The 26501-nt window shown below is 61.5% G+C and carries 20 protein-coding genes; 8 read left to right on the top strand and 12 right to left on the bottom strand.

What is annotated here, in order from left to right; translation table 11 throughout:
* Position 1: 1 nt before the first annotated feature.
* The 8 genes from cyoB to BM186_RS00455 form a co-directional block, all read right to left on the bottom strand.
* On the bottom strand, positions 2-1990 hold the full coding sequence (cyoB, locus tag BM186_RS00420) for a cytochrome o ubiquinol oxidase subunit I (protein WP_074912957.1): 1989 nt from the start codon (positions 1988-1990) through the stop codon (positions 2-4).
* 2 nt (positions 1991-1992) lie between these two features.
* Positions 1993-2910 carry a ubiquinol oxidase subunit II gene (gene cyoA / locus BM186_RS00425; RefSeq protein ID WP_074912959.1) on the bottom strand — a complete coding sequence of 306 codons (918 nt, stop codon included), beginning with the start codon at positions 2908-2910 and terminating at the stop codon, positions 1993-1995.
* 747 nt (positions 2911-3657) lie between these two features.
* Entirely contained in the window at positions 3658-4233 is a 576-nt protein-coding gene (locus BM186_RS00430) for a DUF6436 domain-containing protein (RefSeq protein ID WP_074912961.1), read from the bottom strand.
* Positions 4230-4493, bottom strand: a complete 264-nt coding sequence (locus BM186_RS00435) for a hypothetical protein (RefSeq protein WP_074912963.1) — start codon at positions 4491-4493, stop codon at positions 4230-4232. The genes BM186_RS00430 and BM186_RS00435 overlap by 4 nt, the downstream gene beginning before the upstream one ends.
* A 63-nt stretch (positions 4494-4556) precedes the next feature.
* A complete protein-coding gene (hrpA, locus tag BM186_RS00440; protein WP_074912965.1) occupies positions 4557-8573 on the bottom strand; it encodes an ATP-dependent RNA helicase HrpA in 4017 nt (1338 codons plus the stop codon).
* A gap of 223 nt (positions 8574-8796) precedes the next feature.
* Positions 8797-9996: a hypothetical protein gene (locus BM186_RS00445; protein ID WP_074912967.1), complete on the bottom strand. Its 1200-nt coding sequence runs from the start codon at positions 9994-9996 to the stop codon at positions 8797-8799.
* Positions 9996-11138: a nucleoid-associated protein gene (locus BM186_RS00450; RefSeq protein ID WP_074913512.1), complete on the bottom strand. Its 1143-nt coding sequence runs from the start codon at positions 11136-11138 to the stop codon at positions 9996-9998. Before BM186_RS00450 ends, BM186_RS00445 begins: the two co-directional genes overlap by 1 nt.
* Positions 11139-11395: 257 nt before the next feature.
* On the bottom strand, positions 11396-12568 hold the full coding sequence (locus tag BM186_RS00455) for an MFS transporter (protein ID WP_074912969.1): 1173 nt from the start codon (positions 12566-12568) through the stop codon (positions 11396-11398).
* Between the two features lie 94 nt (positions 12569-12662).
* On the opposite strand from BM186_RS00455, the gene BM186_RS00460 reads away from it, so the two are divergent.
* Positions 12663-13556 carry a LysR family transcriptional regulator gene (locus BM186_RS00460; protein WP_074912971.1) on the top strand — a complete coding sequence of 298 codons (894 nt, stop codon included), beginning with the start codon at positions 12663-12665 and terminating at the stop codon, positions 13554-13556.
* A 197-nt stretch (positions 13557-13753) separates the two neighbouring features.
* Here BM186_RS00460 and BM186_RS00465 read toward each other — a convergent pair whose 3' ends face one another.
* Positions 13754-13993 carry a hypothetical protein gene (locus tag BM186_RS00465; protein WP_338153411.1) on the bottom strand — a complete coding sequence of 80 codons (240 nt, stop codon included), beginning with the start codon at positions 13991-13993 and terminating at the stop codon, positions 13754-13756.
* A 148-nt stretch (positions 13994-14141) separates the two neighbouring features.
* The gene (locus BM186_RS00470) at positions 14142-14645 is read right to left on the bottom strand and encodes a MarR family winged helix-turn-helix transcriptional regulator (RefSeq protein WP_072422573.1); all 504 of its coding nucleotides are present in this window, start codon (positions 14643-14645) and stop codon (positions 14142-14144) included.
* 85 nt (positions 14646-14730) lie between these two features.
* Between BM186_RS00470 and BM186_RS00475 the strand changes: the two genes are divergently transcribed.
* Both BM186_RS00475 and BM186_RS00480 read left to right on the top strand, forming a co-directional pair.
* A complete protein-coding gene (locus BM186_RS00475; protein WP_074912972.1) occupies positions 14731-15633 on the top strand; it encodes a DMT family transporter in 903 nt (300 codons plus the stop codon).
* Positions 15630-16805 (top strand): cyanate transporter, encoded by a 1176-nt coding sequence (locus BM186_RS00480; RefSeq protein WP_074912974.1) that lies wholly within the window; start codon positions 15630-15632, stop codon positions 16803-16805. The genes BM186_RS00475 and BM186_RS00480 overlap by 4 nt, the downstream gene beginning before the upstream one ends.
* Positions 16806-17030: 225 nt before the next feature.
* Here the strand turns inward: BM186_RS00480 and fadD1 are convergent, their stop codons facing one another.
* Together fadD1 and fadD2 are read right to left on the bottom strand one after the other, a co-directional pair.
* Positions 17031-18719 carry a long-chain-fatty-acid--CoA ligase FadD1 gene (gene fadD1 / locus BM186_RS00485; RefSeq protein WP_072422577.1) on the bottom strand — a complete coding sequence of 563 codons (1689 nt, stop codon included), beginning with the start codon at positions 18717-18719 and terminating at the stop codon, positions 17031-17033.
* A gap of 391 nt (positions 18720-19110) precedes the next feature.
* Positions 19111-20799: a long-chain-fatty-acid--CoA ligase FadD2 gene (fadD2, locus tag BM186_RS00490; protein ID WP_072422578.1), complete on the bottom strand. Its 1689-nt coding sequence runs from the start codon at positions 20797-20799 to the stop codon at positions 19111-19113.
* A 232-nt stretch (positions 20800-21031) separates the two neighbouring features.
* Between fadD2 and BM186_RS00495 the strand changes: the two genes are divergently transcribed.
* From BM186_RS00495 to codA, 5 genes are all read left to right on the top strand, one after another.
* Entirely contained in the window at positions 21032-21982 is a 951-nt protein-coding gene (locus tag BM186_RS00495) for an alpha/beta hydrolase (RefSeq protein ID WP_074912977.1), read from the top strand.
* Positions 21979-22449, top strand: coding sequence for a MaoC family dehydratase (locus BM186_RS00500; protein ID WP_074912979.1), 471 nt, complete (start codon positions 21979-21981; stop codon positions 22447-22449). The genes BM186_RS00495 and BM186_RS00500 overlap by 4 nt, the downstream gene beginning before the upstream one ends.
* Positions 22450-22659: 210 nt before the next feature.
* Positions 22660-23931 carry a cytosine permease gene (codB, locus tag BM186_RS00505; protein WP_074912981.1) on the top strand — a complete coding sequence of 424 codons (1272 nt, stop codon included), beginning with the start codon at positions 22660-22662 and terminating at the stop codon, positions 23929-23931.
* The gene (locus BM186_RS00510) at positions 23928-25151 is read left to right on the top strand and encodes a PucR family transcriptional regulator (protein ID WP_074912983.1); all 1224 of its coding nucleotides are present in this window, start codon (positions 23928-23930) and stop codon (positions 25149-25151) included. Before codB ends, BM186_RS00510 begins: the two co-directional genes overlap by 4 nt.
* Positions 25152-25162: 11 nt before the next feature.
* Complete coding sequence (gene codA, locus BM186_RS00515; RefSeq protein ID WP_074912985.1) at positions 25163-26398, top strand: cytosine deaminase; 1236 nt, start codon at positions 25163-25165, stop codon at positions 26396-26398.
* The last annotated feature ends 103 nt before the right edge of the window (positions 26399-26501 follow it).

A 26501-nucleotide genomic window follows, 5' to 3' on the forward strand; every position in this document is an offset into this window, starting at 1 on the left:
GTTAGGCCTGTACGACTGCGTTGGCTTTGGTTTGCTGGTGCGCCTGCTCGATCCGCGCGATCTCTTCGGGCTGCACGTAGTAGTCGATGTCTTCGTCGTAGGAACGCACGATGAAGCTGACCACGGCGCCGACCAGACCAACGATGGCGAGCCACCATATGTGCCAGATCATGGCGAAGCCGAAGGCGATGACGAACGCCGAAACGATCAGGCCATTGCCGGTGTTCTTCGGCATATGGATCGGCTCGTAGTGCTCCGGCGCAGGCATCAGCTCGACACCGTTCTTCTTCGCCTCATAGAAGGCGTCGATCTTGTCCGCCGTCGGGATGACCGCGAAGTTGTAGAACGGTGGCGGCGAGGACGTCGCCCATTCCAGAGTGCGGCCGTCCCAGGGGTCGCCGCTCACGTCGACGTTTTCCTTGCGCTTGATGTAGCTGGTGACGAACTGCACCACGGTGAAGACGATGCCGATACCGATCAGCACTGCGCCGACCACGGCCACCTGCACCCACGGCACCCAGGCCGGGTTGTCGAAGTGGTTGAGGCGGCGGGTCATGCCCATGAAGCCCAGCACGTACAGCGGCATGAAGGCGAAGTAGAAGCCGATCAGCCAGCACCAGAAGGAGTAGCGGCCGAAGCGGTCGAGCAACTTGAAGCCGAAGGCTTTCGGGAACCAGTAGATGATGCCGGCCAGGTAGCCGAACACCGCACCGCCGATGATCACGTTGTGGAAGTGGGCGATCAAAAACAGGCTGTTGTGCAGCACGAAGTCCGCTGCCGGCACCGCCATCAACACGCCAGTCATACCGCCGATGGAGAAGGTCACCAGAAAGCCCAGGGTCATCCAGGTCATGGCGTTGAGTTGCAGACGGCCACGGAAGATGGTGAACAGCCAGGTGAAGATTTTCACCCCGGTCGGGATCGCGATGATCGAGGTCATGATGCCGAAGAAGGCGTTGACGCTGGCCCCCGAGCCCATGGTGAAGAAGTGGTGCAGCCACACCACGAACGACAGCACGCCGATGGCCGCGGTCGCCCAGACCATCGAGGCATAGCCGAACAGGGTCTTGCGCGAAAAGGTCGCGACCACTTCGGAGAACACACCAAACGCCGGCAGGATCAGGATGTACACCTCCGGGTGCCCCCAGATCCAGAACAGGTTGGCGTACATCATCGGGTTACCGCCCAGTTCATTGGTGAAGAAGTGGAAATCCAGGTAGCGGTCCAGCGACAGCATCGCCAGGGTCGCGGTCAGCGGAGGGAAGGCGCCGCAGATCAGCACGCAGGTGACGAGAATGGTCCAGGTGAAGATCGGCATCTTCATCAGGCTCATGCCCGGTGCACGCATCTTGAGGATGGTGGCGATGAAGTTGACCCCCGTCAGGGTCGTGCCCAAGCCCGATAGCTGCATGCTCCAGATGTAGTAGTCCATCCCCACGCCCGGACTGAACTTGATCCCCGATAACGGCGGATAAGCCACCCAGCCGGTCTTGGCGAACTCGCCCAGGCCCAGCGACAGGTTGATCAGCAGCGCGCCGCCGACGAACAGCCAGAAACTCAGCGAGTTCAGGTAGGGGAAGGCCACGTCACGCGCGCCGATCTGCAGCGGCACGACGATGTTCATCAGGCCGGTGACCAAGGGCATGGCCACGAAGATCAGCATGATGATGCCGTGCGCGGTGAAGATCTGGTCGTAGTGCTCGGGCGGCAGGTAGCCCTGGCCGTCACCGTGGGCCATCGCCAGATGGGTACGCATCATGATGGCGTCGGCGAAGCCACGCACCAGCATGACCAGCGCGACGAGGATGTACATCACACCGATTTTCTTGTGGTCCACCGAGGTGAGCCACTCGCTCCACAGGTAGCCCCACTTCTTGAAGTAGGTCACCGCCGCGAACAGCCCCAGACCACCCAGCGCCACGACGGCCAGGGTGATCATGATGATGGGCTCGTGGTACGGAATCGCGTCCAGAGTCAGTTTTCCAAACATATTCACTCCTGCACCTCCGCTGCTTCGTGCATGGCCGTGCTGTGGGAATCTTTCAGGGTCACGTACTGGCCGATTACCTTGTTGAACAGGTTCGGTTCGACCTGGCCGAAGTAACGGATCGGGTAGATCGGATAGCGGTGGTTGACCATCTCGCCGGGCTCGCCCACCTGCTTGAAGGCGGCGAAGTCCATGACCTCGGGCGCTTGCTTGACCTTGTCGAGCCACTGCGCGAAGCCTTCGTCGCTGACCGAGTGAGTGGTGAAGCGCATGGCCGAGAAGCCTTCGCCGCTGAAGTTGCCGGACTGGCCGAAGAACTCACCCTGCTCGTTGGCGATCAGGTTGAGCTGGGTGCGCTGGCCGCCCATGGCGTAGATCATCCCGCCGAGCTGCGGGATCGACAGCGCGTTCATCACCGTGTCGGAGGTGATGTGGAAGGTCACCGGGGTCTTCTCTGGAATCACCAGCTCATTGACCACGGCCACGCCTTGATCCGGATAGATGAACAGCCATTTCCAGTCGAGCGAGACGACTTCGATGTTCAGCGCCGGCTTGTCCGATTCGATCGGACGATAGGGGTCGAGCGAATGCGAGGTTTGCCAGATGATGACCGCCAGAACCGCGACGATGATCAGCGGAACACCCCAGACGACCAGTTCGATCTTGTGCGAATGTGCCCAGTCGGGCATGTAGGTGGCCTTCTCGTTCGACTCGCGATAACGCCAGCCAAACAGGAAGGTCATGATGATCACGGGTACCACCACGATCAGCATGAGTCCGATGGAGATCAGGATCAGATTGCCCTGCTCGACACCGATCTGCCCTTTCGAGTTGAACAGTGCCCAGTCACATCCACCGAGCGCCGAGAAGGCAATCGCCATCACCAGCCAGCGCACACAACGATGGTATTTCTCTTCTTTCATGTCACGACCTTCAACTGAGTGAGCCCCACAATCGGCTTCAGTTGCCGTGCGGCCCATCGAGTAAAAGGCCGGCAGCGAGAACTCAGAGCTTGAGCATCCGTGCAAGCGAAGCGGTAAACCGTGGGAAGCGCGGATGTTGCCGGCTAAAAGGGCCTCATACAATTCGTTAGCGGCCTACTTATGAGTGAACTTACAGCAGCCCTGTGACATGTTTCGAAACATTTACGCAAAGATTTGAAACACTTTGCAGCAAGAAGCCAGCAAAGAAGCACAGGGGTGCGACAAATGATCACAGTCCCGATTTAGAGCTGTTTGTCAGCAAATTGACAGGAATCATGGAAAGGAAAGATGCCTCTAGCTGACCGCACGACCTGCCTTGACATTTAGGAGATTTCGAGGTTTTCGAACGCGTAGGCGAGGAGAGTGAGCCTCGCGAAAGGCTGAGTGCAGAGCGGGGTCAAGTAGAGGCGAGGACGGCTGGTGTTGTAGCCCGGATGCAATCCGGGGCAATTGAGCGCGGCCAAAACGCATCGCGGCTGAAGCCGCGATAGCTATACCAAACCCGCATACAGATTCGATGCATGCCCCGGTTGCATCCGGGCTACGCAATTGCGGCCGACTCGGGGGCTTTTGTGGGATGAGCTGGGCGGCATTCCACTTCAGCCGCGACAAGCATCGCGGCTAAAGCCCCTCCCACAGGCACAGGCAACCCTACCCTGCTCCCAACCCGACAACCGGCCTCCCCTACTACTTCCAGGCGCAATAACACCCCACCGCCAACCCACTGGCCAGCGACACATGGCGCCCCTGGGTCAGCGCATCGAGCACCGGCTCGACGAAGCTGTTGCTGGAATTGCATACCAGCCCCTCGCTGTAAGGGCCGGCATAAGCCAGGTTGCCGTCGCGATCCCAGATCGCCAGGGCCGGGCTGGCCGGCAGCGCCTCCATGCCCTCGATCCCCGGCAGGGGCTTCATCCGCCCACGCAGGAACGGCGCGATCTCACCTGTGCTGCCCGGCCTCTGCACGCTGTAGAACTCGACATCGGCATTGCGATGCAGGCCGATCAGATAGCGCAGGTGCGCGTCGGTTTCCGCGTTGCAGGGGCAATCCGGGTCCCAGAAGTGCACCACGCGAATGGGACCAGGGCCAGCCAGTTCAGGCGGCAGCTTCAGCTCACCCTGACCGAAGATCACCGTCTGCTCGGCATAGGGCCGCAAATAAGCCGCGCCGCTAAGCCACCAGATCAGCACCACGATGCCCAGCGCCAATACGCAGAAGCCCACCACCAGATGCTTGAAGCTCAGGCGCTTGAGTAGGTTCATGGCTGATGGCCGAACTTGCGCAGGAACTGCTTCTCCATCTCCTGGCAACTTTCCTCGGTGAAACTGCGCTCGGTGGCCTGCGCGCTCTTCCAGCAGGCCTCGATGGCCGTGCGCTCGCCGGCTTCGATCTGGCTGTCCTGCGGGCGGGTCATGATGTAGATCAGCCCGGCGAAAATCAGTACGACAAAGGCCAGGCCGACCAGGAACAGGCCCAGGCAGCCACGGCGCCCCAGCCCAGAGTTTTCTTCACTTGCGCTCATCTTTCTCGGTTTCCGCATTCATCAGTGGGTAGCTCGCCCCAGTACCGGGGCGAGCGCCGATCATCAACCTTCAACCAGCGTCCACTGCTTGCTCAGGCGCTTGTCCGATACCGCCATCTTGGTGCCCAGTTGCTGGGCGAACAGCGACACGCGGTATTCCTCCAGCATCCAGCGATACAGCGTGAGCTGCGGGTCGCGCTTGCCTTCCTGGGCATGTTTGGCAGCACGCGCCTGGTACTGTTCCCAATAGCCGGTCAGCTCGCCCGCCCATACGCGGTCGCGCTGTACCTGCGCGCCGACCTTGTCCAGGCGCTGTTCGATGGCCTTGAGATAGCGCGGAATCTCCTTGAGCCACTCGCCCGGCGTTTCGCGCACGAAGCCGGCATAGACCAGGTTGGCCAGTTGCTGCTTGATGTCGTTGAGCGCCATGGCCTGGGCCAGGTCGATCTTGCCCTTGAAGCGCTTCTGCAGGCCATGGTGCAACTTGAGGATTTCCAGCACCAGGCGGGCGATGCGCTCAGCATGCGCCGTCCAGTCGCCACGCTTGCGCTCGGCCAGTTGCGCCAAGGCCGCACCGTCGCGCGGCAGCGTGGCCTCACCTTCGAGGATGCAGGCATCCAGGCTGGCCAGCAGAATGTCCTCGACCAACGCCTCGACACGGCCGATGTCGCGATACAGCAGGCCCAACTCGGTCAGCCCCGGCAGCTTGCCGCGCAGGAACTTGGCCTGCTCGGCCAGTTGCTGCAGCAGCAGGCGTTGCAACGCTCGGCGGTGCTGGAAGTCGGCCTCGGCCTGGGTCGGGAAGCGTCCTTCCTTCACTACCCCGCCCTCTTCCACCAGCGCCGGGTAGACGGTCATGGAAAGCCCGGCGATCTTCTGCTGGGCCTTCTCGGCCACCTCGGCGAAGGCCTTGGCCTCCACCGCTTTCGGCTTGTCGCTCTGCTGCGGGATGGCCAAGGCGGCCTGGCTGGCCTCGGCGAAACGAGCGGTCAGCTCGGCCAGGTCGCGGCCTTCACCGAGGAACTTGCCGCGCGCATCCACCACCTCGATATTCATCTTCAGGTGGTTTTCGATGCTTTCGGCCGCTTCCGCCCAGGCCTCGTCGGATACCCGCGCGCCCGTCATGCGCAGCAGCTCATGACCGAGGGCCTGTGGCAACGAACCCTGGCCAAACACCAGCTTGTCCAGCGCGGCGCCGACGAAGTCCGGCACCGGCACGAAGTTCTTGCGTAGCGCCTTGGGCAGGCCGCGCACCAGGGCGATACACTTGGCTTCCAGCAGGCCTGGCACCAGCCACTCCAGGCGCTCGGGTTGCAGCTGCGGCAACAGCGGCGCCGGCACGCGCAGGGTCACGCCGTCACGCGGGTGATTGGGCTCGAAGTGATAGCTCAGCGGCAACTGCAGCTCGCCGATGCGCAAGGTGTCCGGGTACTGCGCGGCGGTGATTTCCTTGGCATCGCGGGCCAGGGCGTCTTCCTCGCGCATGATCAGCAGTTGCGGGTCGGCGGCGCTGCCCTTCTTGTACCAGCTCTCGAAACTCGCGGCCTGGTAGATGTCCTGCGGAATGCGCGCCTCGTAGTAGCCGAACAGGGTTTCCTCGTCGGCGAGAATGTCGCGGCGGCGCGACTTGGCCTCCAGCTCGTCGAGGCGTTCGAGCAACTGGCGGTTGGCGGTCAGGCAGCGCACGCGGCTGTTGATCTCGCCGCGCACCAGGCCCTCGCGAATGAACATCTCGCGCGCCACCGGCGGGTCGATGGGGCCGTAATGCACCGGGCGACGACCGACGATGATCATGCCGTACAGGGTGACCTGCTCGTACGCCACCACCTGGCCGCGCTTCTTCTCCCAGTGCGGTTCCAGATGGTTCTTCTTCACCAGATGCCCCGCCAGTGGCTCGATCCAGTCCGGCTCGATCTTCGCCACCATACGGGCGAACAGCTTGGTGGTTTCCACCAGCTCGGCGGCCATCACCCAGTTAGGCTTCTTACGCCCGATCACGCTCGATGGATGAATCCAGAAACGTCGCTGGCGCGCGCCGAGGTAGTCACCCTCCTCGGTCTTCTGGCCGATCTGGCTGAGCAGGCCGGCGAGAATTGCCTTGTGCACGGCGGCGTAGTTCTTCGCCCGCACCGCCGCCTCGCTAGCCTCGGCCTGCTGACGAGCGATGGCGTTGACGCGGGTGTCCTTGGTCGGCTGCGGCGTGTTCGCCGTTTGCTCGCCCTGCGCTTCCGAGCGGTTCTGGCTGCCCTTGCCCAGCAGTTGCAGGTCACGGGCGATCAGCACCAGTTGCCGGTGCGCATCGCGCCATTCGCGCAGGCGCATGTAGTTGAGGAAGTTCTTCTTGCACCAGGTGCGCAGCGGGTTGCTGCCCAGCTCCTGGCGCTTCTCCTCGAAACCGCGCCACAGATTGATCAACGCGGCGAAGTCGGAATCGACATCCTTCCACTGTGCGTGCGCCTGGTCGGCGGCCTGCTGGCGATCCATCGGTCGCTCGCGCGGGTCCTGCACCGACAGCGCGGCGGCGACGATGAGGATTTCCTCCAGACTGCCCTGCTTGGCACCTTCCAGCACCATGCGCCCCAGACGCGGGTCGATGGGCAGGCGTGCCAGTTGCCGGCCGATGGGCGTGAGCTGGCTTTCGCGGTTGACCGCCGACAGCTCCTGCAACAGGTTGAAGCCATCGCTGATGGCCTTGCCATCTGGCGGCTCGATAAAGGGGAAGTCCTCGATACTGCCCAGGCGCAGGTGCAGCATCTGCAGAATCACCGCCGCCAGGTTGGTGCGCAGAATCTCCGGGTCGGTAAATTCCGGGCGGCCGAGAAAATCCTCCTCGCTGTACAAACGAATGCAGATGCCCGGCTCGACCCGCCCGCAGCGGCCCTTGCGCTGGTTGGCGCTGGCCTGCGACACCGGCTCGATGGGCAGGCGCTGCACCTTGGCGCGGTAGCTGTAGCGGCTGATACGCGCCGTGCCGCTGTCGATCACGTAGCGGATGCCCGGCACGGTCAGCGAGGTTTCCGCGACGTTGGTGGCCAGCACGATCTTGCGTCCGGCCATGGGCGCGAAAATCTTCTGTTGCTCGGCCGGCGTCAGCCGTGCATACAGCGGCAGCACCTCGGTAAAACGCAGGTTGGCCTTGCGCAGCACCTCGGCCGCCTCGCGAATCTCGCGCTCACCGGGCAGGAACACCAGCACATCGCCGGGGCGCTTGCCCACGCTGCGCTCGTGCTCGGCGATCTCGTCCAGCGCGGCAAGAATGCCCTGGTCGATGGACAGGTCATCGAGCAGACGCTCGCCCTCCTCGTCCACCTCCGCCGCCAACGGGCGATACCAGGTTTCCACCGGATAGGTGCGACCGGACACCTCGATGATCGGCGCGTCATTGAAGTGCTTGCTGAACCGCTCCAGATCGATGGTCGCCGACGTGATGATCAGCTTCAGCTCCGGGCGACGCGGCAGCAGGGTCTTCAGGTAGCCGAGCAGGAAGTCGATATTGAGGCTACGTTCGTGCGCCTCGTCGACGATGATGGTGTCGTACTTTTCCAGAAAGCGATCGTGCTGGGTTTCGGCGAGCAGGATGCCGTCGGTCATCAGCTTGATCAGCGTGCCGTCCTTGCTCTGATCCTCGAAACGCACCTGATAACCGACCAACTCGCCCAGCGGCGTACCGATCTCTTCCGCTACCCGAGTCGCCACACTGCGCGCTGCCAGGCGGCGCGGCTGGGTATGGCCGATCAGCCCATGCACGCCACGGCCCAGCTCCAGGCAGATCTTCGGTAACTGCGTGGTCTTGCCCGAACCGGTCTCACCGGCGATCACCACCACCTGGCTCTTTTCCAGCGCGGCCTTGATTTCGTCGCGCTTGGCGGCAATCGGCAGCGCATCGTCGTAACGCATCGCCGGGATGCTCGCCCTGCGTGCCGCCACCTTGTCGCTGGACGCCTGAAAACGCTCCAGCCACTGCGCCAGTTTGGCCTCGTCGGGATGCTTCTGCAGCTCATGCAACTGCCGGCGCAAGCGATGGCGCTCGGCAATCATTACGTGGTCGAGGTTGTTCTGCAGCGTGGCGAGGTCAGTCATCTGGATCGGGGCAATCAGGGCAAAGGCGGGATTGTCGCAGATTACGGCTTATGGCGGGCAGGCTGTAACGCAGTGGAAGAGCGCGGAATAAAGGCGTAAGGGTGTGGCGGCTTTCGGCAAAAAGCCGCCTCCTGATAACCAATATAGCGGTCTGCCCCTGTTATTCAGACGCTTTTTAGCAGGCTAGAGGCCTTGCGATGTGCACGCTATCAGGCGATAGCCGTCACCCATTGAAAAAGAGTACTACCTTGCTTACAAGAATTACCGCAACGCCCCATACGGGCAACCATGACACCTTGCCCAATATTTCGAAAGTATTATTTAACGATTTTACTTGCACATCAAGCTGGGCTGCGGTTTCCGCAAGCAACTCCTGAATTCTTCTAGGGTATGTATTCATCCTAGACTCAAAACCTTCAAAAGCCATGGTAAAACTATGCTGAAGCCTTTTTACCTGAAGCTTCTGATTCTTAATCGTTGACAGCAGAATGAACGAAACAACCACCAACCCAACTGACAACACCCACACTTCCAATGGGTCATTGCTCTTGTATACCAATATAATCCCAGCGACAGACACAGGCAACGCAAGTAACTTACCTGCAATATCACCAAGAATTTCGCTTAAGCTCTTCGCATACTCTAACTCAGCGCGAGCGACCTCCTGCCGAACTTTCTCAAATGAAAACCCATGAACATAAGACTGAAGATTAATTCGGTATTGAGAAAGAATTTTACTCCACTCTTGAACTACAACCATGAATGGATTACCACAGTCCCCGGCCGCATCTAAAACATCAGCTATGGACAACCTGAACATCATCACGCGCTCAAACAGGTTAGGCTTGCTGGAATTTTTAGGGTGGAGAATCTGCTCCAGTAGGTCTAAATGCTTCAGACGTACCTCTGCCATTTCAGGAGTAACCTTCGTAGCAATCAGGAACGTGCGCGGAGGCTTCACTCCATCTTGAGGTAAGGCGAAAAACAGATTGAAAAAGGCCCGATTCGTCTCCCGATCAACCCCTATCGCCAGCTCCGAGAGCAGATGCACCAGCCTACAGACCTTCTTGAGGTTTGCTATCGGCTCAGGTGCATTCTCATCTGAAAACATCCAATCCAGATCTACTATGTAGATGTTTTCAGGAAAAACGCCTTTATTAATAGAGGTGCTACCAGCCAAGAGCGCCTTGATATCTGGAAAGAACTTACCATACTCATTAGATGGTAGCTTAAAAGTAAATGAGCACCCTTTTTCAGGCGAAGCCTCCACTTCCAAAAAACGGCCAAAGTGCTGAGGTAAATCTTTCAGAGCTTCAAGCTTATCCGCAAGGCCTTTGTCGTACCCTCCCTCATAGGAAAAGGCGCCATCTACAACTGGCTTACGACCTGTTGATCTGTATAAATCAACGACCTTAGCGAACATTATTTATCCCTGCTTGCTATCTCTTCTTCAACCAGAGATATTAGAGAATCAGGCAAATTATTCAAGACCAACCTCTTAGCCCCCTCATCATAAAATACGTCCGCAACTTCCTCCTTGCCTAAGGCGCCGCGCTCGAATTGAATGGACCAACTTGCAGCCTCAGATTTAATTCGAGTCTTCTCTTTAAGACCTTTTGCGTTAACAGAGAACTCTACCGGAACCTTATATTTCTCATCATTAAGAAAATCCTTAATCTCTTCAATATGCTCAGCGAGATCCTCGGGCACATTTTTTATAGCCGCGAGGCAAACACCATCCAGTCGCGCTGGCTTTTTATCTTCCAGCTGTTTTTCGAGGTACTTAATTACCGCCTCTTTAGCTTTGTAGCTAAACCCCTTTAGCGCTGGCTTGGACTGGAAGAACGCGACTACAGCATCGATTGCTCCTTTCGTAGCCCTGCCAGATGCAACGCCTTTCACACACCCAAGCGCGTAGATGAAATAGTCAGACGCTTGGCTGTCTCTCCCGCGGCTTACGAAGCACAGGTAAGTCGTATCAATACGCTCTTCCAGGGCTTCTTTAGCCTCCGCGTCATCCTCAATTTCAGCCTCTTCCTGAGCAAGCTGGTGCGTGATGTATGCAAAGTCATTAACGTTGATACGGGCAGCCTGCTGGACCTTATTCAGATCAATTTCCTGAATCTCTTTGGGTACATAGTTCTCATCGAGCTGGATACCTCCCCTCTGCTTCATGCTGGCGACCAGGAAGAACTGGGAACCTTGGGACTCATATAGAGCACACAGGATATGGCCACCGGTCGACAGCACGCGCTTTGCTGCCTGCTCAACCAGTTGATCCATCACAAGATGTGAGAGCGAAAGAAATGCTGTAGTGTCAGACAGGTTGTCGGTGTACGCATCAAAGGCAGCAGGGAAAGGCCCTTGTCGCTCGTCATTGGAAAACTGGCCGTAAACAACGCTATTGCCAGTGGTGCCAATCAGACCATTAATGCCTTGCGCCAACGCGATTAGCGCCCGGTTCTCAGTATCTAGAACGATGTCTTTTTTGACGACCTTACCAATCACGTCGGTGTGAGCTTCTTTGGTGAAGCTGTGGATGATGGCGTGCTTGAGGACAAACATTTGGAGATCCTTCTCTGGATGGTCTTCCATAGTGTCATAGCGATACCATAGCAAGAACTGTATATCCATACAGATAAATATATCAAATAATCATCTCAAGTCTCTAGCGCGTAGGGCGGATTCAGGAGCGCCAGCGAACAGTCCGCCAGTCCATACCAAGCCTGGCAGCACGACGCTCCAGCGAAACTCCCTTGGCGTACTGCTTCCGAGCGGCCGGCGTCCCGGTACGCCCTACACCCTAGCAGCCTCACCCCAGATCACCGACATACCACTGCAGCCGCCACCGCCCTGGAACGCCAGGCAAACCCCAGTACCATCAGCAGCCCCAGCCCGGCCATCGCCGCACCGGCCAGCGAGATCGCCGGGTAGCCCAACCCCGCCTTGATCACCGCACCGCCCAGTGCTGCGCCAATCGCGTTACCCAGATTAAAGGCGCCGATATTCACCGCCGAGGCCAGGTTGGGCGCGGCCTTGGCGGCTTTCATCACGCGCATTTGCAGCGGCGGCACGATGGCGAAGCTGGCGATGCCCCAGATCAGGATGGCCACGGCTGCCGGCAGTGGCCAGCGCATCAGCACGGTGAAGGCCAGCAAGACCAGGATCAGCGCACTGAGCGAGACGATCAGGGTGCGGTCGACGGAGCGATCCGCCGCCTTGCCGCCCCACACGTTGCCCAGCGTCAGGCCGATGCCGTACAGCACCAGCATGGCGGTGATGAAGGCGGTGGACGCGTGGGTCTCGCTGCTGAGGATCGGCGCGATGTAGGTGAATACGGTGAACATCGCGCTGGAACCGATCACGGTCAGGGCCAAGGCTGCCAGCACCGGGCCACGACCCAGCACGCGGATCTCAGCCAGCACGCCGTCGCTTTTCGGTAGCGGCACGTTGGGCAAGGCGAACCACAGCGCGAGCATGGCCAACACGCCCAGGCCGGTGATGCCCCAGAACGCCGTGCGCCAACCGAGTACCTCACCGAACCAGGCTGCCAGCGGTACGCCGCCGATGGTCGCCAGGGTCAGGCCCATGAACATCGCTGCCACCGCTCCGGCGCGTTTGTCCGGTGCGACCACGCTGGCGGCGACGATGGAGCCGACGCCGAAGAAAGCGCCGTGGTTCAACGAGGTCACTACCCGCGCGATCAGCAGGCTGGTGTAGTCAGTCGCCAGGGCCGACATCAGGTTGCCCAGGGTGAAGATGGCCATCAGCCCGATCAGCAGGTAGCGCCGGGGAATCTTGCCGGTGGTCAGGGTCATCAATGGCGCGCCGAGCAGCACGCCCAGCGCGTAGGCGCTAACCAGCAGGCCGGCAGCCGGAATGGAAACGCCGAGATCGCTGGCGATGCCCGGCAACATGCCCATGGGGGCGAACTCGGTAACGCCGATGCCGAAGGCACCGATGGAGAGTGCAACAAGGGGTGGATTGATACGCATGGAAGTCTCCTCATCTATGCCGCGAATGCTAGGATCCAAACCTTGACGGCGGTAGATGGCATTTCTGGCAAACACCTTTGCTTACGGAGCACAAATGGATTTCAACGGCAGGTCAGGTGAAATGGTGGTGTTCGCCACCGTGGCGGAGGAAGGCAGCCTGTCGGCCGCTGCACGCGCACTGGGGCTGACACCTTCGGCGGTCAGCCGCATCATCGCGCGCACCGAGCAACGCCTTGGCACGCGCCTTCTGCTGCGCACCACCCGCGCGATCACCTTTACCGCCGAGGGCGAGGCGTATCTGCGCGGCGCCCGGCGCATCCTTGCCGATATGGCGGAGGTCGAAGAAGCCATCGCCGATCAGGGCGTGCCGCAAGGTCGCCTGCGCGTGAGTGCCGCGCTCGGCCATGGCCGGATGACCATCGTGCCGATGGTGGCGGCGTTCAGCGCGCGCTACCCGAACATCACCGTCGACCTCAGCCTGGGCGACGAGGTGGTCGACATCCTTGGTGGCCAGGCTGACGTGGCCGTGCGTTTCGGCCACCTGCCGGACAGCCCGCTGACCGCCCGCAAGATCGGCGAAACCGGCCAGGTAGTAGTGGCCTCCCCCGACTACCTGCAACGCCACGGCACGCCGCAGCGACCGGAAGACCTGTTGCAGCACAACTGCCTGCGCTTCAACTTCCGCCGCGCCGAACCCAACTGGCCTTTTACCCGCGACGGCCAGGCGTTTTCACTGAAGGTTTGCGGCAATATCGAATGCAGCAGCGGCGAGGCGCTGGCGCAGTTCGCCCGGGTCGGCGCCGGCATCGCCCGCATCGGCGAATTCAGCGTGGCTGAAGACCTGCAACGCGGCGATCTGGTGCCGCTGCTGCAAGCCTTCAACCCCGGAGATCGGGAACCGATTCATGCGGTGTTCGTCGGCGGCTCGGCGATGCCGGCGCGGGTACGGGTGTTTGTGGATTTTTTGCTGGAACATCACCGGATGTGAGCTGATCAAGAGGCAGGCGATAGGTAGTTGCCGGAAGAAAGACCGCTTGATAACGGCCACGCTGGAGCGCGGGAGTCATCGACAGCAAAATCCGTCGACCCAGCAATCCGGGTATCGCCACGCGCAACCCAGCCCACCTGCTTACTTCTCCTTGCAAGCATCCAACTCATCCTGCGTCTTCAGCTCAGTCTCGATACCTAGCCGGTATTTGCAGTATCGATCACCACGCTTCGCTCTTCATCGCTGAGGCGCTCCAAGGGTTTGTCATCCTGATCCGACAGGAAGATGTTCTCGAACCGAACCTGCAATGTCGGGTATTTCTTGATGAAGAACACAGCACGATTGTCTTCGGCAAAGTAGGTCTCATAGAACCCCAAATTCAGCCATAGCGCGGTCAATGCCAGAGCCATCCCGAGCAGGATTGCACTCTTTTTCATAACGATATCGGCGGCCTCCCTGTGCCCGGATGATGGTTCCCACTCTGCGTGGGGACACAGCTTTCGACGCTCCAGCGTCCACCACTGGAGGTGCACCTTCCTTAGCGACGGACTCGCTAACACGCAGGTGCGCGGGTGTCATCGACAATCACTCGGCGCCCTGTTGAACCAGCCCCGCCAACAACTTGCCATGCAATTCATGCAAGGTCCGCTGCTCGGCGGCGGTCAATCCTGAGAGCACATGCTGCAGGTTGGCCACATGGGCTTCGAGAATGCCGTCGATCAATTCGAAGCCGGCCGGGGTCAGTGCCACCAGCACGCCACGGCGGTCACTGGGGTGTTTGCGCCGTTCGATCAACCCGGCCTTCTCCAGGCGGTCGATGCGGCTGGTCATGCCGCCCGAGGAAATCATCGCGCTCTCGTACAGCGCCGTGGGCATCAGTGCATAGGGCTCACCCGAGCGGCGCAAGGTCGCAAGCAGGTCGAACTCCCCGGCCTGCAAGCCGTGCTCGGTGAAGAATGGCAACAGGTGATCACGCGTGATCACCTGGCTGAGCTCGCCCAGGCGGCCGATCACCGCCATGGAAAAACCATCCAGATCTGGCCGCTGTCGAAGCCACTGTTCGGCAGCCAATTGTGCGCGGTCTTGCATATCGCCCTCGATTTATCTTGCCATCAAGATACTTTTCAAAAAGAATGTTCGCATCGTAACGCATCCACCCTCAGGAGGCAGCTGCATGCCCGGCTCCCATTTTCGTCCCGTTCTCGCCTTGTCATTATTGCTGGCCATCGGCGCCCTGATGGGGCTGACCAGCATCTTGGTGAAACTGGCCGGCAACATCGGCTGGCCGGCCATGGCCTACCTGTTCTGGAGCCTGCTGGGCGGCGGTTTGCTGCTGTTGCTGTTCACCTGGATACGCAGCGAGCGCCCTGGCATCAGCCCCGGATTGCTGGGTTATTACCTCGCCTCGGGTCTGCTCAGCATCGCGGTGCCGAACGGCTTGCTGTTCAGCTCGATTGGCCATGTCGGTGCCGGGTTCGCCTCGATGTGCCTGGCCTTCCCGCCCCTGATCACCTATCTGCTGGCCCTGGCCTTACGCATGGAAAGGTTGAGCCGCATTCGTCTGCTGGGCATCTGCATCGGTCTGGCCGGCAGCCTGCTATTGGCCCTGGGCAAGCTCAACGCCGGTGACAGCCCCTTGCTATGGGTGCTGGCGGCGCTCTGCGTGCCGGTGTTCCTGGCACTCGGCAACATCTACCGCGCCCGCTACTGGCCGGCTGGCGCGAGCCCGCTGTCCCTGGCCCCCGGCATGCTGCTCGGCGGCGCACTGCTGCTGGTACCGCTGGGCCTGTTCGGCGTCGACCTCGCACCACGTCTGGAAAACACCGCGGCAGTGGGCCTGCTGGCCTTGCAAATGTTGCTGTTCGCGGCGGTCTATGCGCTGTTCTTCGTCTTGCAGAACCTAGCTGGCACGGTGTTTCTCAGCCAGATCGGCTCGGTGGCGGCAATCACCGGCGCCGCTATCGCCATCGGCCTGCTCGGCGAACAGGGCAGCTTGTCGATGCTGCTGGCGGCGCTGTGCATCGTCGGCGGCGTGCTGCTGGTGGCCTGGCGTGGCGCGAAGGAAGCACAAGCATGAAGCGCCAGACTTTGCTGCTCATCGCCATCGTCCTGCTCGGCCTGAATCTACGCCCGGTGCTGGCGGCCATCGGTCCGTTGCTCGACCGTATTCAGCTCGATACCAGTCTGGATCATGCCGGTGCCAGTCTGCTGACAAGCCTGCCAGTGGTGATCATGGGCATTGGCGCTCTGGCCGCCGGCCTGCTGCGCAAACGTTTGGGTGAGAGCAACGGAATTCTCTTCGGCGTACTGCTGATCGCCCTCGCCTGCCTGGTGCGCGGCTTACTGCCTGACTCCAGCACCCTGATCATCACCGCATTGCTGGCTGGCGCGGGAATCGCGTTCGTTCAGGCGCTTTTGCCAGGCCTGATCAAGTCGCGCTTCCCCACTGACAGCGGCCGCCTGATCGGTTTCTACAGCTGCGCGATCATGGGTGGCGCCGCATTCGGCGCGGCGCTGACGCCCTGGCTGGCGCAGTCGATAGGCTGGTCGTGGGCGCTGGCGAGCTGGACATTACCCGCTCTGCTCGCTGCCGTATCCTGGCACCGCGCCGCGCCTGCACAGGCAGTCGCAATGTCGAGCGCGCTGCCACACCTGGATGTCTGGCGCTCACCGAGGGCCTGGCTATTGATGAGTTTCTTCGGCATCGGCACCGCCGGCTACACGCTGGTGCTGGCCTGGCTGCCGCCTTACTACACCTCACTGGGTTGGAGCGCACAGGCCAGCGGCCTGCTGCTGGCTGCGCTGACGCTCTGCGAAGTAGTCGCCGGCCTGCTGGCATCGAGCCTGCTGCCACGCTACCCGGATCGACGCGTGTTGCTGGCGGTGGTCTTGCTGGCGCTGCTGGCCGGGCTGCTCGGTCTGATGCTGGCACCGCTGCAACTGGTGGTGCCGATCTGCATGTTGCTGGGCGTGGGCATCGGCGCGCTGTTCCCGCTTTCGCTGGTGGTGGCCCAAGACCACCTGGACGACCCACGTCAGACCGGTGATCTGCTGGCGTTCGTGCAAGGCGGTGGCTATCTGATCGCCGCCACCGCGCCGCTGCTGGCTGGTCTGCTACGCCAGTACACCGACGACCTGCGCCTGAGCTGGATGGCGATGGCCGCTGCAACGCTTGTGTTGATGCTCTTGGCGTCCCGTTTCACCCCTGACAGTGGACAGTTCCGCACTCGCCCTCTTCGCGTCGCGTAGAGCGGCCTAACGAGCGAAGCGAGTAGCCCGCCCAGCCATGCCACGCCTGGCAGCACGACGTTCCAGCGAAAACTTGGCGGCGTACTGCTTCGCGACGACTGCATGAATGCAGGAGGTAGAGCGACGCAGGAAGCCAAAGCCGAGTACGCCCTACCGGCCCTACCATCCAGGTCGCCAGGCAATAAAAAACCCGCCGTAGCGGGTTTTCGTTTCAGCAGGCTCGAATCACTTCTTGCCCAGCTTCTTCAGCTCTTCGTCACGCAGTTCGCGGCGCAGGATCTTGCCAACGTTGGTGGTCGGCAGCACATCGCGGAATTCCACAGCCTTGGGCACCTTGTAGCCGGTGAGGTTGGCGCGCATGTGCTCCATCACCTGCTCCTTGGTCACGCTTTCGCCCGGCTTGACCACCACGAACACCTTGATCGCTTCACCAGATTTTTCGTCCGGAATACCGATGGCGGCGCACTGCAGCACGCCCGGCAGGGTTGCCAGCACGTCTTCCAGTTCGTTCGGGTAGACGTTGAAGCCGGACACCAGAATCATGTCCTTCTTGCGGTCGACGATGCGCAGGTAGCCGTCTTCCTGGATCAGACCGATGTCGCCGGTCTTCAGCCAGCCTTCGGCGTCGAGGATTTCGTCGGTGGCTTCCTGACGCTGCCAGTAGCCCTTCATCACCTGCGGACCTTTCACGCACAGCTCGCCGATCTCGCCGATCGCCAGTTCCTGGCCGTCGTCGTTGACGATCTTGCACAGGGTCGATGGCAGCGGAATGCCTATGGTGCCGAGCTGGATGGCGCTGAACGGGTTGACCGTAGCCACCGGGCTGGTCTCGGTCATGCCGAAGCCTTCGCAGATGGCGCAGCCAGTGACTTCCTTCCAGCGCTCGGCGGTGGCCAGTTGCAGGGCCATGCCGCCGGAGACGGTGAGCTTGAGGCTGGAGAAGTCCAGCTTGCGGAAGTCTTCGTTATTGCACAGGGCAACGAACAGGGTATTGAGGCCGACGAAACCGGTGAAGCGGTACTTGGCCAGATCCTTGACCACCGCCGGCAGGTCGCGCGGGTTGGTCAGCAGGATGTTGTGGCCACCGATCAGCATCATCGCCATGCAGTGAAAGGTGAAGGCGTAGATGTGATAAAGCGGCAGCGGCGCGATCAGCACTTCGCAACCTTCATTGAGGTTGGCCCCCATCAGCGCCTTGACCTGCAGCATATTGGCCACCAGGTTGCGATGGGTGAGCATCGCGCCCTTGGCCACGCCGGTGGTGCCGCCGGTGTACTGCAGCACGGCGATGTCATCGTTGCTCGGAGTGGCCTCGGCAAAACTCTGACCACGGCCCTTGGCCAGGGCGTCGTTGAGTTTGACCGCCTTGGGCAGGTTGTAGGCCGGCACCATCTTCTTCACGTGCTTGATCACGGCATTGACCAGCAGACGCTTGAAGGTCGGCAGCATGTCGCCAACTTCGGTGACGATCACGGTTTTGACACCGGTCTTGGGCACGACCTGTTCGGCCAGGTGGGCCATGTTGGCCAGGCAGATCAGCGCCTTGGCGCCGGAGTCGTTGAACTGGTGCTCCATTTCCCGCGCGGTGTACAGCGGGTTGGTGTTGACCACCACCAGGCCGGCGCGCATGGCACCAAATACCACGATGGGGTACTGCAGGACGTTGGGCAGTTGTACGGCGATGCGGTCGCCGGGCTTGAGATCGGTGTGCTTCTGCAGGTAGGCGGCGAAGTCACCGGAGAGCTTGTAGATCTCGCCGTAGGTGAGCGTCTTGCCCAGGTTGCTGAAAGCAGGCTTGTCGGCGAAGCGTTGGCAGGACTCTTTCAATACCGCGAGGATGTTCGGGTACTGATCGGGATTGATTTCGGCAGCAACCCCAACGGGATACTTGTCCTTCCAGAAGTTTTCGGTCATGGAAGCCCACTCCTAAGCAACAGCTGATCTTCACCGCGCGACGGCGGTTGTTTGTTGTGTGTATAGCTCGCTTTCCCGCTGGCCCAGGGCCCGGAAGCGCGCCGAGAGTAGCAGCTTTGCCAGAGGCCGACCAGCACCAAACATGGCCTTTAGAGTCGCAAAAGTGACCAAAAAAGACCGCGCAGTCACAGGCCATCCTTGTCTTAGTTACCCCGCGAAAAGCCTCTAGCTCGCATATTGCAGCGCGTAGAGCCTAGCTCGTCTCTGCCGGTGATGCAGCACTGGGCTGCATGAAACATGCGAAGGTAGTTACCAAATCACAACAATTGGACTGCCCGAGGGCAGTTGAGGCGGGAAAGCCCCTCCCCCAACGGTGGGGAGGGGCTTTGGGTCAGGCGATGTCGCGCAGCTCTCGACGCAGGATCTTGCCGACCGGGGTCATCGGCAGCGAGTCCTTGAACACGATGTGCTTGGGCACCTTGTAACCGGTGAAGTTTTCCTTGCAGTAGGCCTTGAGCTCCTCGACGGTAACGCCGCCATCACGCGGCACCACGAACAGTTTGACCACTTCCCCGGACTTCTCGTCCGGCACGCCGATGGCCGCGCAGCTGGCGACTTTCGGGTGGGCCATGACCACGTCCTCGATCTCATTGGGGTACACGTTGAAGCCGGAGACGATGATCATGTCCTTCTTGCGGTCGACGATACGCACGAAGCCGTCGGCGTCGATCACGGCAATGTCGCCAGTCTTGAACCAGCCCTCGGCGTCGAGCACTTCGGCGGTCGCTTCCTCGCGCTGCCAGTAGCCCTTCATCACCTGCGGCCCCTTGATGCACAGCTCGCCGCGCTCGCCCAGCGGCATCTCGTTGCCGTCGTCGTCGATCACCTTGAACGCCGTGCCCGGCACCGGAATGCCGACAGTACCCAGACGCGCCTTGTCACCATAGGGGTTGGTACTGGCCACCGGCGAGGTTTCGGTCAGGCCGTAGCCTTCCACCACGGTGCAGCCGGTCATCTGCTGCCAACGCTCGGCGGTGGCCTTGACCAGCGCGGTACCACCGGAGTTGGTAACCTTGAGGTTGGAGAAGTCGAGGTTCTTGAACTCGGGGTGATCCATCAGCGCGACGAACAGGGTGTTCAGACCCAGCAACGCAGAAAATTTCCACTTGCCCAGTTCCTTGACGAAGCCGGGGATGTCGCGCGGATTGGTGATCAACACGTTCTGGTTGCCGTTGACCATCATGCACATGCAGTTCGCGGTGAAGGCATAGATGTGGTACAGCGGCAGCGGCGCGATCATGATCTCCTGGCCCTGTTTCATCAGCGGCGTGCCGTCATCACCGAGCTGCGCCAGGCAGGCGTCGACCTGCAGCATATTGGCCACCAGGTTGCCGTGGGTGAGCATGGCGCCCTTGGCCACACCAGTGGTGCCGCCGGTGTATTGCAGCACGGCGATGTCGTCGTGGCTGGCCTTGACCGGCGTCAGCGTCTGGCCGTGGCCCTGCTTGAGCACCTGCTTGAAGGCAATGGCCTGGGGCAGATGGTAGTCGGGCACCATCTTCTTGACCTTCTTCACCACGGTGTTGACCAGCCAGCCCTTGAGGCTCGGCAACATGTCGCCCATCCTGGCTTCGATCAGGTACTCGATCTCGGTATCCGGCAGCACTTCCTGCACCAACTTGCCGAACATGTTCAGGTATACCAGCGCACGCACCCCGGCATCCTTGAACTGGTGGCGCATCTCGCGCGCGGTGTACAGCGGGTTGGTATTGACCACGATCAGCCCGGCACGCATGGCGCCGAACACGGCAATGGGGTACTGCAGCACGTTGGGCATCTGCACCGCGATACGATCGCCCGGCTTAAGGTCGGTGTGCTTCTGCAGGTAGGCGGCGAATGTCGCGGAGAGACGATCCAGCTCGGCATAGGTCAGCGTGACGCCGAGGTTGCTGAAGGCCGGACGGTCGGCGAAACGCTTGCATGAGCGCTCGAATACTTCGATCACCGACTTGTAGCTGGACAGGTCGATATCGTTAGGCACGCCGGGAGCGCGCTTGTCGTCCCAGAAATCAGGTTGCATTGTTCTTGTCCTCTTCCCCTGAAGTGATCTGGCCCGCAGTGCGGGACTGCCCGGAAAGTAGCAGTTCAGAGCGGCGCCGCAAATAGCTCGAAGGCGTCATTGATGGGCTGAATTTCGCAATAAATATAGTGATTCGTAACCGATCTTTGCGGCTGGGTAGAAATTCGACTGTGCTTTGCGTGATGACGGCCAAGGTGCACAATGCCGCCAACTCCCGGCACAAGGATTCGCCATGCGCCACGACGCCTTCGTTATCAACGCCAGCGATGGCACACCATTGCAGGTCAATCACTGGTACGGCGACGAGCCGCCACGCGCGGCGGTCATGCTGGCCCATGGCATGGCCGAGCACAGCCTGCGCTACGCACGCCTGGCTGAAGCCCTGGTCGCGGCAGGCTTCGCGCTCTATGCGCTGGACCAGCGCGGCCATGGCGCTACCGCCGAACGTGGCACCCTTGGCCACTTTGCTGATGAAGACGGCTGGAGCAAGGTGGTCGGCGACCTGTCCACCCTCAACCACCACATTCGCCAGCAGCACCCGCATACGCCAATCTTCCTGTTCGGCCACAGCATGGGCAGCTACATCGGCCTGGCCTATCTGCTGGGCCATAGCTGCAGCCTGCAGGGCGCCGTGCTCTGTGGCTCCAATTACCAGCCCGTGGCGCTGTACAAGGCCGCCAGACTGATCGCCGGCTTCGAGCGCTGGCGTCTGGGCCCCAAAGGACGCAGCAAGGTCATCGATTTTCTCTCCTTCGGCTCGTTCAACAAGGCTTTCAAGCCCAACCGCACGGCCTTCGACTGGCTCAGCCGCGACCCGGCGGAAGTGGACAAATACGTGACCGACCCGCTGTGCGGTTTCGTCTGCACCACGCAGCTGTGGTGCGACCTGCTCGATGGCCTGCAGCACATCACCCCGCCCAGCAACCTGGCGCAGATCGATGCTGACCTGCCGCTACTGGTGATCGGCGGCTCGCGCGATCCGGTCAGCGACGGCAAGCGCCTGAGTGATCTGGCTGGCGCCCTGCGCGAGGCCGGTGTGTGCGACGTGCAACTGAAGATTTATCCCGAGGCCCGTCATGAGCTGCTCAACGAGAGCAATCGCGACGAGGTCACCGCCCACCTGATCGACTGGCTGCAGCAGGCGCTGAGCCATGGTCGAAACCCAATCAAGGAGTGTCCATGACTCAGGTCACCAATATCCCTTACGAGGCCCTCAGCGTCGGCCAGCAAGCGGCCTTCGAGAAGACTGTGGAAGAGCGCGATGTACAGCTGTTCGCCGCCGTCTCCGGCGACAACAACCCGGTACACCTGGACGCTGCCTTCGCTGCCGAAACGATGTTCAAGGAACGCATCGCCCACGGCATGTTCACCGGTGCGCTGATCAGCGCCGCCATTGCCTGCCGCCTGCCTGGCCCGGGCACCATCTACCTTGGCCAACAGCTGAAGTTCACCCGCCCGGTAAAACTCGGCGATACCCTGACGGTGAAGCTGGAAGTGCTGGAAAAACTGCCGAAGAACCGCGTGCGCATCGCCACCCGCGTGTTCAACCAGGACGGCAAGCAAGTGGTCGACGGCGAAGCCGAAGTGCTCGCCCCGACCAGCGAGCAGACCGTAACGATGCCACCGATGCCGCAAGTTACCGTCAACTGAATCGCCACACACTGGTGCGCGACCGCTGCGTCGCGCACCACTTTTGTTCTACACTCACAAACCTTGAGCGACCTGGCGCCGTATAAGCGCATTTCTTTGTGCATTTAGCACAAAACCCTTTGACTACCTTACCAAGCAGCCCGCTGCGCTGCTTTCTGGCACGTCCCCTGCTATCGCCAAGGCTTCACACCCTTAACCGGAGCCAGGTCCATGAGCAACGCCACCCCAGATAGCGATTACCCCCTGAGCGAGGTGCCCAACGGCGCACGTAAGGGGCTGTTCTCCACCGCCATCCTGCTGTTCGGTTTCACCTTCTTCACCGCCACCATGTTCGCAGGCGGCAAGATCGGCATGGCCTTCGATTTCACCACCCTGCTCTGGGCTGCGGTGATCGGTAACCTGCTGCTCGGTCTGTATGCCGCCGTGCTGGGCCTGATCGCCTGTCGCAGCGGGCTGAACTCGGTACTGATGGGCCGTTTCTGCTTCGGCGAGGTGGGCAGCAAGCTGTCCGACATGCTTCTCGGCTTTACCCAGATCGGCTGGTACGCCTGGGGTACGGCGACCATCGCCATCGTCCTGGTGAAAATTCTCGACCTGCCCGAAGGCCTTACCATCCCGCTGATGGTGCTGTTCGGCTTCGGTTTCTGCCTCACCGCCTTCGTCGGCTACAAGGGTCTGGATCTGTTGTCCCGGGTCGCCGTGCCGGCCATGCTGGTGCTGCTGGTGGCTTTGCTGTGGATCGCCACCCGTGATATCGGCGGCCTCGCCGGCCTGCTCGCGGTGGAACCGTCCGAGAGCATGAGCCTGAGCGTGGCCATTACCCTGGTGTTCGGCACCTTCGTCAGCGGCGCCACCCAGGCCACCAACTGGACGCGTTTCGCCAAGAGTGGCCGCGTCGCGGTGCTGGCCAGCCTGTTCGGCTTCTTCATCGGTAATGGCCTGATGATCGTCGCCGGTGCGTATGGCGCCATCGTCTATCAGCAACCGGACGTGGTCGAAGTGCTGGTGCTGCAGGGCCTGTCCATGGCCGCTGTGGTCATGCTGTTTCTCAATCTGTGGACCACCCAGGACAACACCATCTACAACTTCGCCGCCGCCGGCTGCAACCTGCTGCGCACCGGCAAGCGCAAGACCGTGACCCTGGTCGGCGCCGGCATCGGCACGCTGCTGGCCATCGGCGGCATGTACGAAATGCTGATTCCCTTCCTGATCCTGCTCGGCTCGATCATCCCGCCGATTGGCGGCGTGATCATGGCCGACTTCTTCTACGGCCACCGCGCGCGCTACCCAAAACTGGCCGATGTGTGCTTGCCCGCATTCAATTGGGTCGGCCTGGGCGCCTATCTGATCGGTGCGGTGAGCGCCTACTTCTCGCCCTGGGTCGCGCCGCTGGTGGGCATCGCCGTGGCTGCCCTGGCCTACGTGGTACTGTTCGAGCTGAACAAGGCCCTGGCCGGCCGCCAGCAGGTCGCTGGCGCGTGAGCCTGACCGTCGCCGACGTGCTCGCCCTGCCCGACCTGGCCAGCATGCATCTGCGTGCTGGCCAGGCCGGGCGCGACAATGCCGTGCGCTGGCCCTACGTGGCCGAGAACGAAGGCATCGCCGACTGGGTGATGGGCGGCGAGCTGATCTTCGTCACCGGCATCAACCACCCGCGTGACGAAGCCAACCTGCTGCGCCTGGTGCGCGAGGGCCATGAGCGCGTGGTCGCCGGCCTGGTCATCCTCACCGGCGCCGAGTTCATCCAAGCCATCCCGACCAGCGTCATCGCCGAAGCCGAGCGCCTGAACCTGCCGCTGATCGAGCAGCCCTACGCGCTGAAGATGGTGGTCGTCACCCAGGCCATCGGCACGGCGCTGGTACAGGCACAGCAGCTCGGCCGTTCGCGCCAGCACGTGCTGGAGCAGGTGCTCGACGGCGATTACCAGTCACTCGACGTGCTGCTGCAACGCGGCGACAGCCTCGGCCTGGCACTGCATGTGCCGCGTCAGGTGGCGCTGCTGCGCCTCGACGGCAGCGAGCAACTGTTCGGTGATCTGCCCGACGAAGACGCCGAGCGCCAGTTGCAGAGCCGTCAGCAACTGCTGCAACGGCGCCTGGAGCAGAGCCTGGGCGAACTCGGTGACGCGCTGCCACTGGTCAGCCAGGGCCGCCACTGGATCGCCCTGCTGCCCTGCCCCGATGCCCATGCCGAAGCGCGTAACCGCCAGGCTATGACCGTGCTGCTGGATGAGCTGCGCCCACAGCTCGGCCCGCTACGGCTGTTCCTCGGCCTGGGCAGCGCCGGTTGCGATGCGCCACGTTTCGCTCAGGGGCTGGGTGAAGCACGCCAGGCCTTGAGCGTGGCGCAGCGTTTTCCCGAGCGCCTGGGCCTGTGCAGTTTCAATGAATTAGGCGTGCTGGAGCTGCTCGGCGCGATTCGCGACCGCAGCCTGCTCGATCGCTTCGTCGAGCGCGTGGTCGGCCCGCTGATCGGCGACGACTCGCGCCACCAACCTGTGCTGATGCCGACGCTGGAGGCCTGGTTCGCCGAGAACGGCAACCTGGCCCTGGCCGCGCAACGCCTGAACGTTCACCGCAATACCCTGAGCTACCGCCTACAGCGCATCGAAGCGCTGACCGGCTGCTCGTTCGAAGACCCGCACGACCGCCTGAACATCAGCGTCGCGCTGTTGATCCGGCGCCTGTCGTCGCCTGCCTGAGAGGAACTTCCATGATCATCCACAATGCCCGCCTGCGTGGCTGCGACGGCCTGCACCGCATCACCCTGGACGATGAGCACATCGCCGTCATCGAGGCCCAGCATGCCCTGCATCCCATTGCAGAAGGCGACCTGGACGCTGCCGGCAATCTCGTCGTGCCGCCCTTCGTCGAGCCGCATATCCACCTCGACGCCACCCTCACCGCTGGCGAGCCGGCCTGGAACATGAGCGGCACGCTGTTCGAGGGCATCGAGCGCTGGGCCGAGCGCAAGGCGCTGGTCACCCATGAAGACACCAAGACGCGCGCCAAGAAGACCATCGACATGCTGGTCGACCACGGTATCCAGCACGTGCGCACCCACGTCGACGTCACCGACCCGACCCTGGCCGCGCTCAAGGCCATGCTCGAAGTGCGCGAAGAAACCCGCCACCTGATCGACCTGCAGATCGTCGCCTTCCCGCAGGAGGGCATCGAGTCCTATGCGAACGGTCGCGCGCTGATGGAGCAGGCCATCGAGCTGGGCGCCGATGTGGTCGGCGGCATCCCGCACTTCGAGAACACCCGTGACCAGGGCGTATCGTCGATCAAGTTCCTCATGGACCTGGCCGAGCGCAGCGGCTGCCTGGTGGACGTGCACTGCGACGAGACCGACGACCCGCAGTCGCGTTTTCTCGAAGTGCTGGCCGAGGAAGCCCGCGTGCGTGGCATGGGCGCGCGCGTCACCGCCAGCCACACCACCGCTATGGGCTCTTACGACAACGCCTACTGCTCCAAGCTGTTCCGCCTGCTGAAGATGAGCGGCATCAGCTTCATCTCCTGCCCCACCGAGAGCATCCACCTGCAGGGGCGCTTCGACACCTACCCGAAACGCCGAGGCCTGACCCGCGTGGCGGAGATCGACCGCGCCGGGATGAACGTCTGCTTCGGCCAGGATTCCATCGTCGACCCCTGGTATCCGCTGGGTAACGGCAACATCCTGCGCATCCTCGAAGCCGGCCTGCATATCTGCCACATGCTCGGCTACGAGGACCTCAAGCGCAGCCTGGACCTGATTACCGACAACTCGGCGCGCGCGCTGAACCTGGGTGAAGGTTACGGCCTGGAAGTGGGTCGCCCGGCCAACCTGCTGATCCTCTCGGCGCCGGACGATTACGAGATGGTGCGCAGCCAGGGCCACGCGCTGGTATCCATCCGCCACGGCAAGGTGCTGATGCGCCGTACGCCGGCCAGCATCGAGCGCGCCTGATCACGCTCATTGGATCCTAGGGTGGATGACGCTTCTTTCATCCATCATTGCGTCAGTGCAAGCGGTGGACAAGCTTCGCGTAGTCCACCCTATGAACTCATGC

It is taken from the genome of Ectopseudomonas toyotomiensis (assembly GCF_900115695.1).
Taxonomy (GTDB): domain Bacteria; phylum Pseudomonadota; class Gammaproteobacteria; order Pseudomonadales; family Pseudomonadaceae; genus Aquipseudomonas; species Aquipseudomonas toyotomiensis.

Coding starts and splice junctions, on each gene's coding strand:
- cyoB (WP_074912957.1), bottom strand. CDS start 1,990: ATGTTTGGAAAACTGACTCTGGACGCGATTCCGTACCACGAGCCCATC.
- cyoA (WP_074912959.1), bottom strand. CDS start 2,910: ATGAAAGAAGAGAAATACCATCGTTGTGTGCGCTGGCTGGTGATGGCG.
- BM186_RS00430 (WP_074912961.1), bottom strand. CDS start 4,233: ATGAACCTACTCAAGCGCCTGAGCTTCAAGCATCTGGTGGTGGGCTTC.
- BM186_RS00435 (WP_074912963.1), bottom strand. CDS start 4,493: ATGAGCGCAAGTGAAGAAAACTCTGGGCTGGGGCGCCGTGGCTGCCTG.
- hrpA (WP_074912965.1), bottom strand. CDS start 8,573: ATGACTGACCTCGCCACGCTGCAGAACAACCTCGACCACGTAATGATT.
- BM186_RS00445 (WP_074912967.1), bottom strand. CDS start 9,996: ATGTTCGCTAAGGTCGTTGATTTATACAGATCAACAGGTCGTAAGCCA.
- BM186_RS00450 (WP_074913512.1), bottom strand. CDS start 11,138: ATGTTTGTCCTCAAGCACGCCATCATCCACAGCTTCACCAAAGAAGCT.
- BM186_RS00455 (WP_074912969.1), bottom strand. CDS start 12,568: ATGCGTATCAATCCACCCCTTGTTGCACTCTCCATCGGTGCCTTCGGC.
- BM186_RS00460 (WP_074912971.1), top strand. CDS start 12,663: ATGGATTTCAACGGCAGGTCAGGTGAAATGGTGGTGTTCGCCACCGTG.
- BM186_RS00465 (WP_338153411.1), bottom strand. CDS start 13,993: ATGAAAAAGAGTGCAATCCTGCTCGGGATGGCTCTGGCATTGACCGCG.
- BM186_RS00470 (WP_072422573.1), bottom strand. CDS start 14,645: ATGCAAGACCGCGCACAATTGGCTGCCGAACAGTGGCTTCGACAGCGG.
- BM186_RS00475 (WP_074912972.1), top strand. CDS start 14,731: ATGCCCGGCTCCCATTTTCGTCCCGTTCTCGCCTTGTCATTATTGCTG.
- BM186_RS00480 (WP_074912974.1), top strand. CDS start 15,630: ATGAAGCGCCAGACTTTGCTGCTCATCGCCATCGTCCTGCTCGGCCTG.
- fadD1 (WP_072422577.1), bottom strand. CDS start 18,719: ATGACCGAAAACTTCTGGAAGGACAAGTATCCCGTTGGGGTTGCTGCC.
- fadD2 (WP_072422578.1), bottom strand. CDS start 20,799: ATGCAACCTGATTTCTGGGACGACAAGCGCGCTCCCGGCGTGCCTAAC.
- BM186_RS00495 (WP_074912977.1), top strand. CDS start 21,032: ATGCGCCACGACGCCTTCGTTATCAACGCCAGCGATGGCACACCATTG.
- BM186_RS00500 (WP_074912979.1), top strand. CDS start 21,979: ATGACTCAGGTCACCAATATCCCTTACGAGGCCCTCAGCGTCGGCCAG.
- codB (WP_074912981.1), top strand. CDS start 22,660: ATGAGCAACGCCACCCCAGATAGCGATTACCCCCTGAGCGAGGTGCCC.
- codA (WP_074912985.1), top strand. CDS start 25,163: ATGATCATCCACAATGCCCGCCTGCGTGGCTGCGACGGCCTGCACCGC.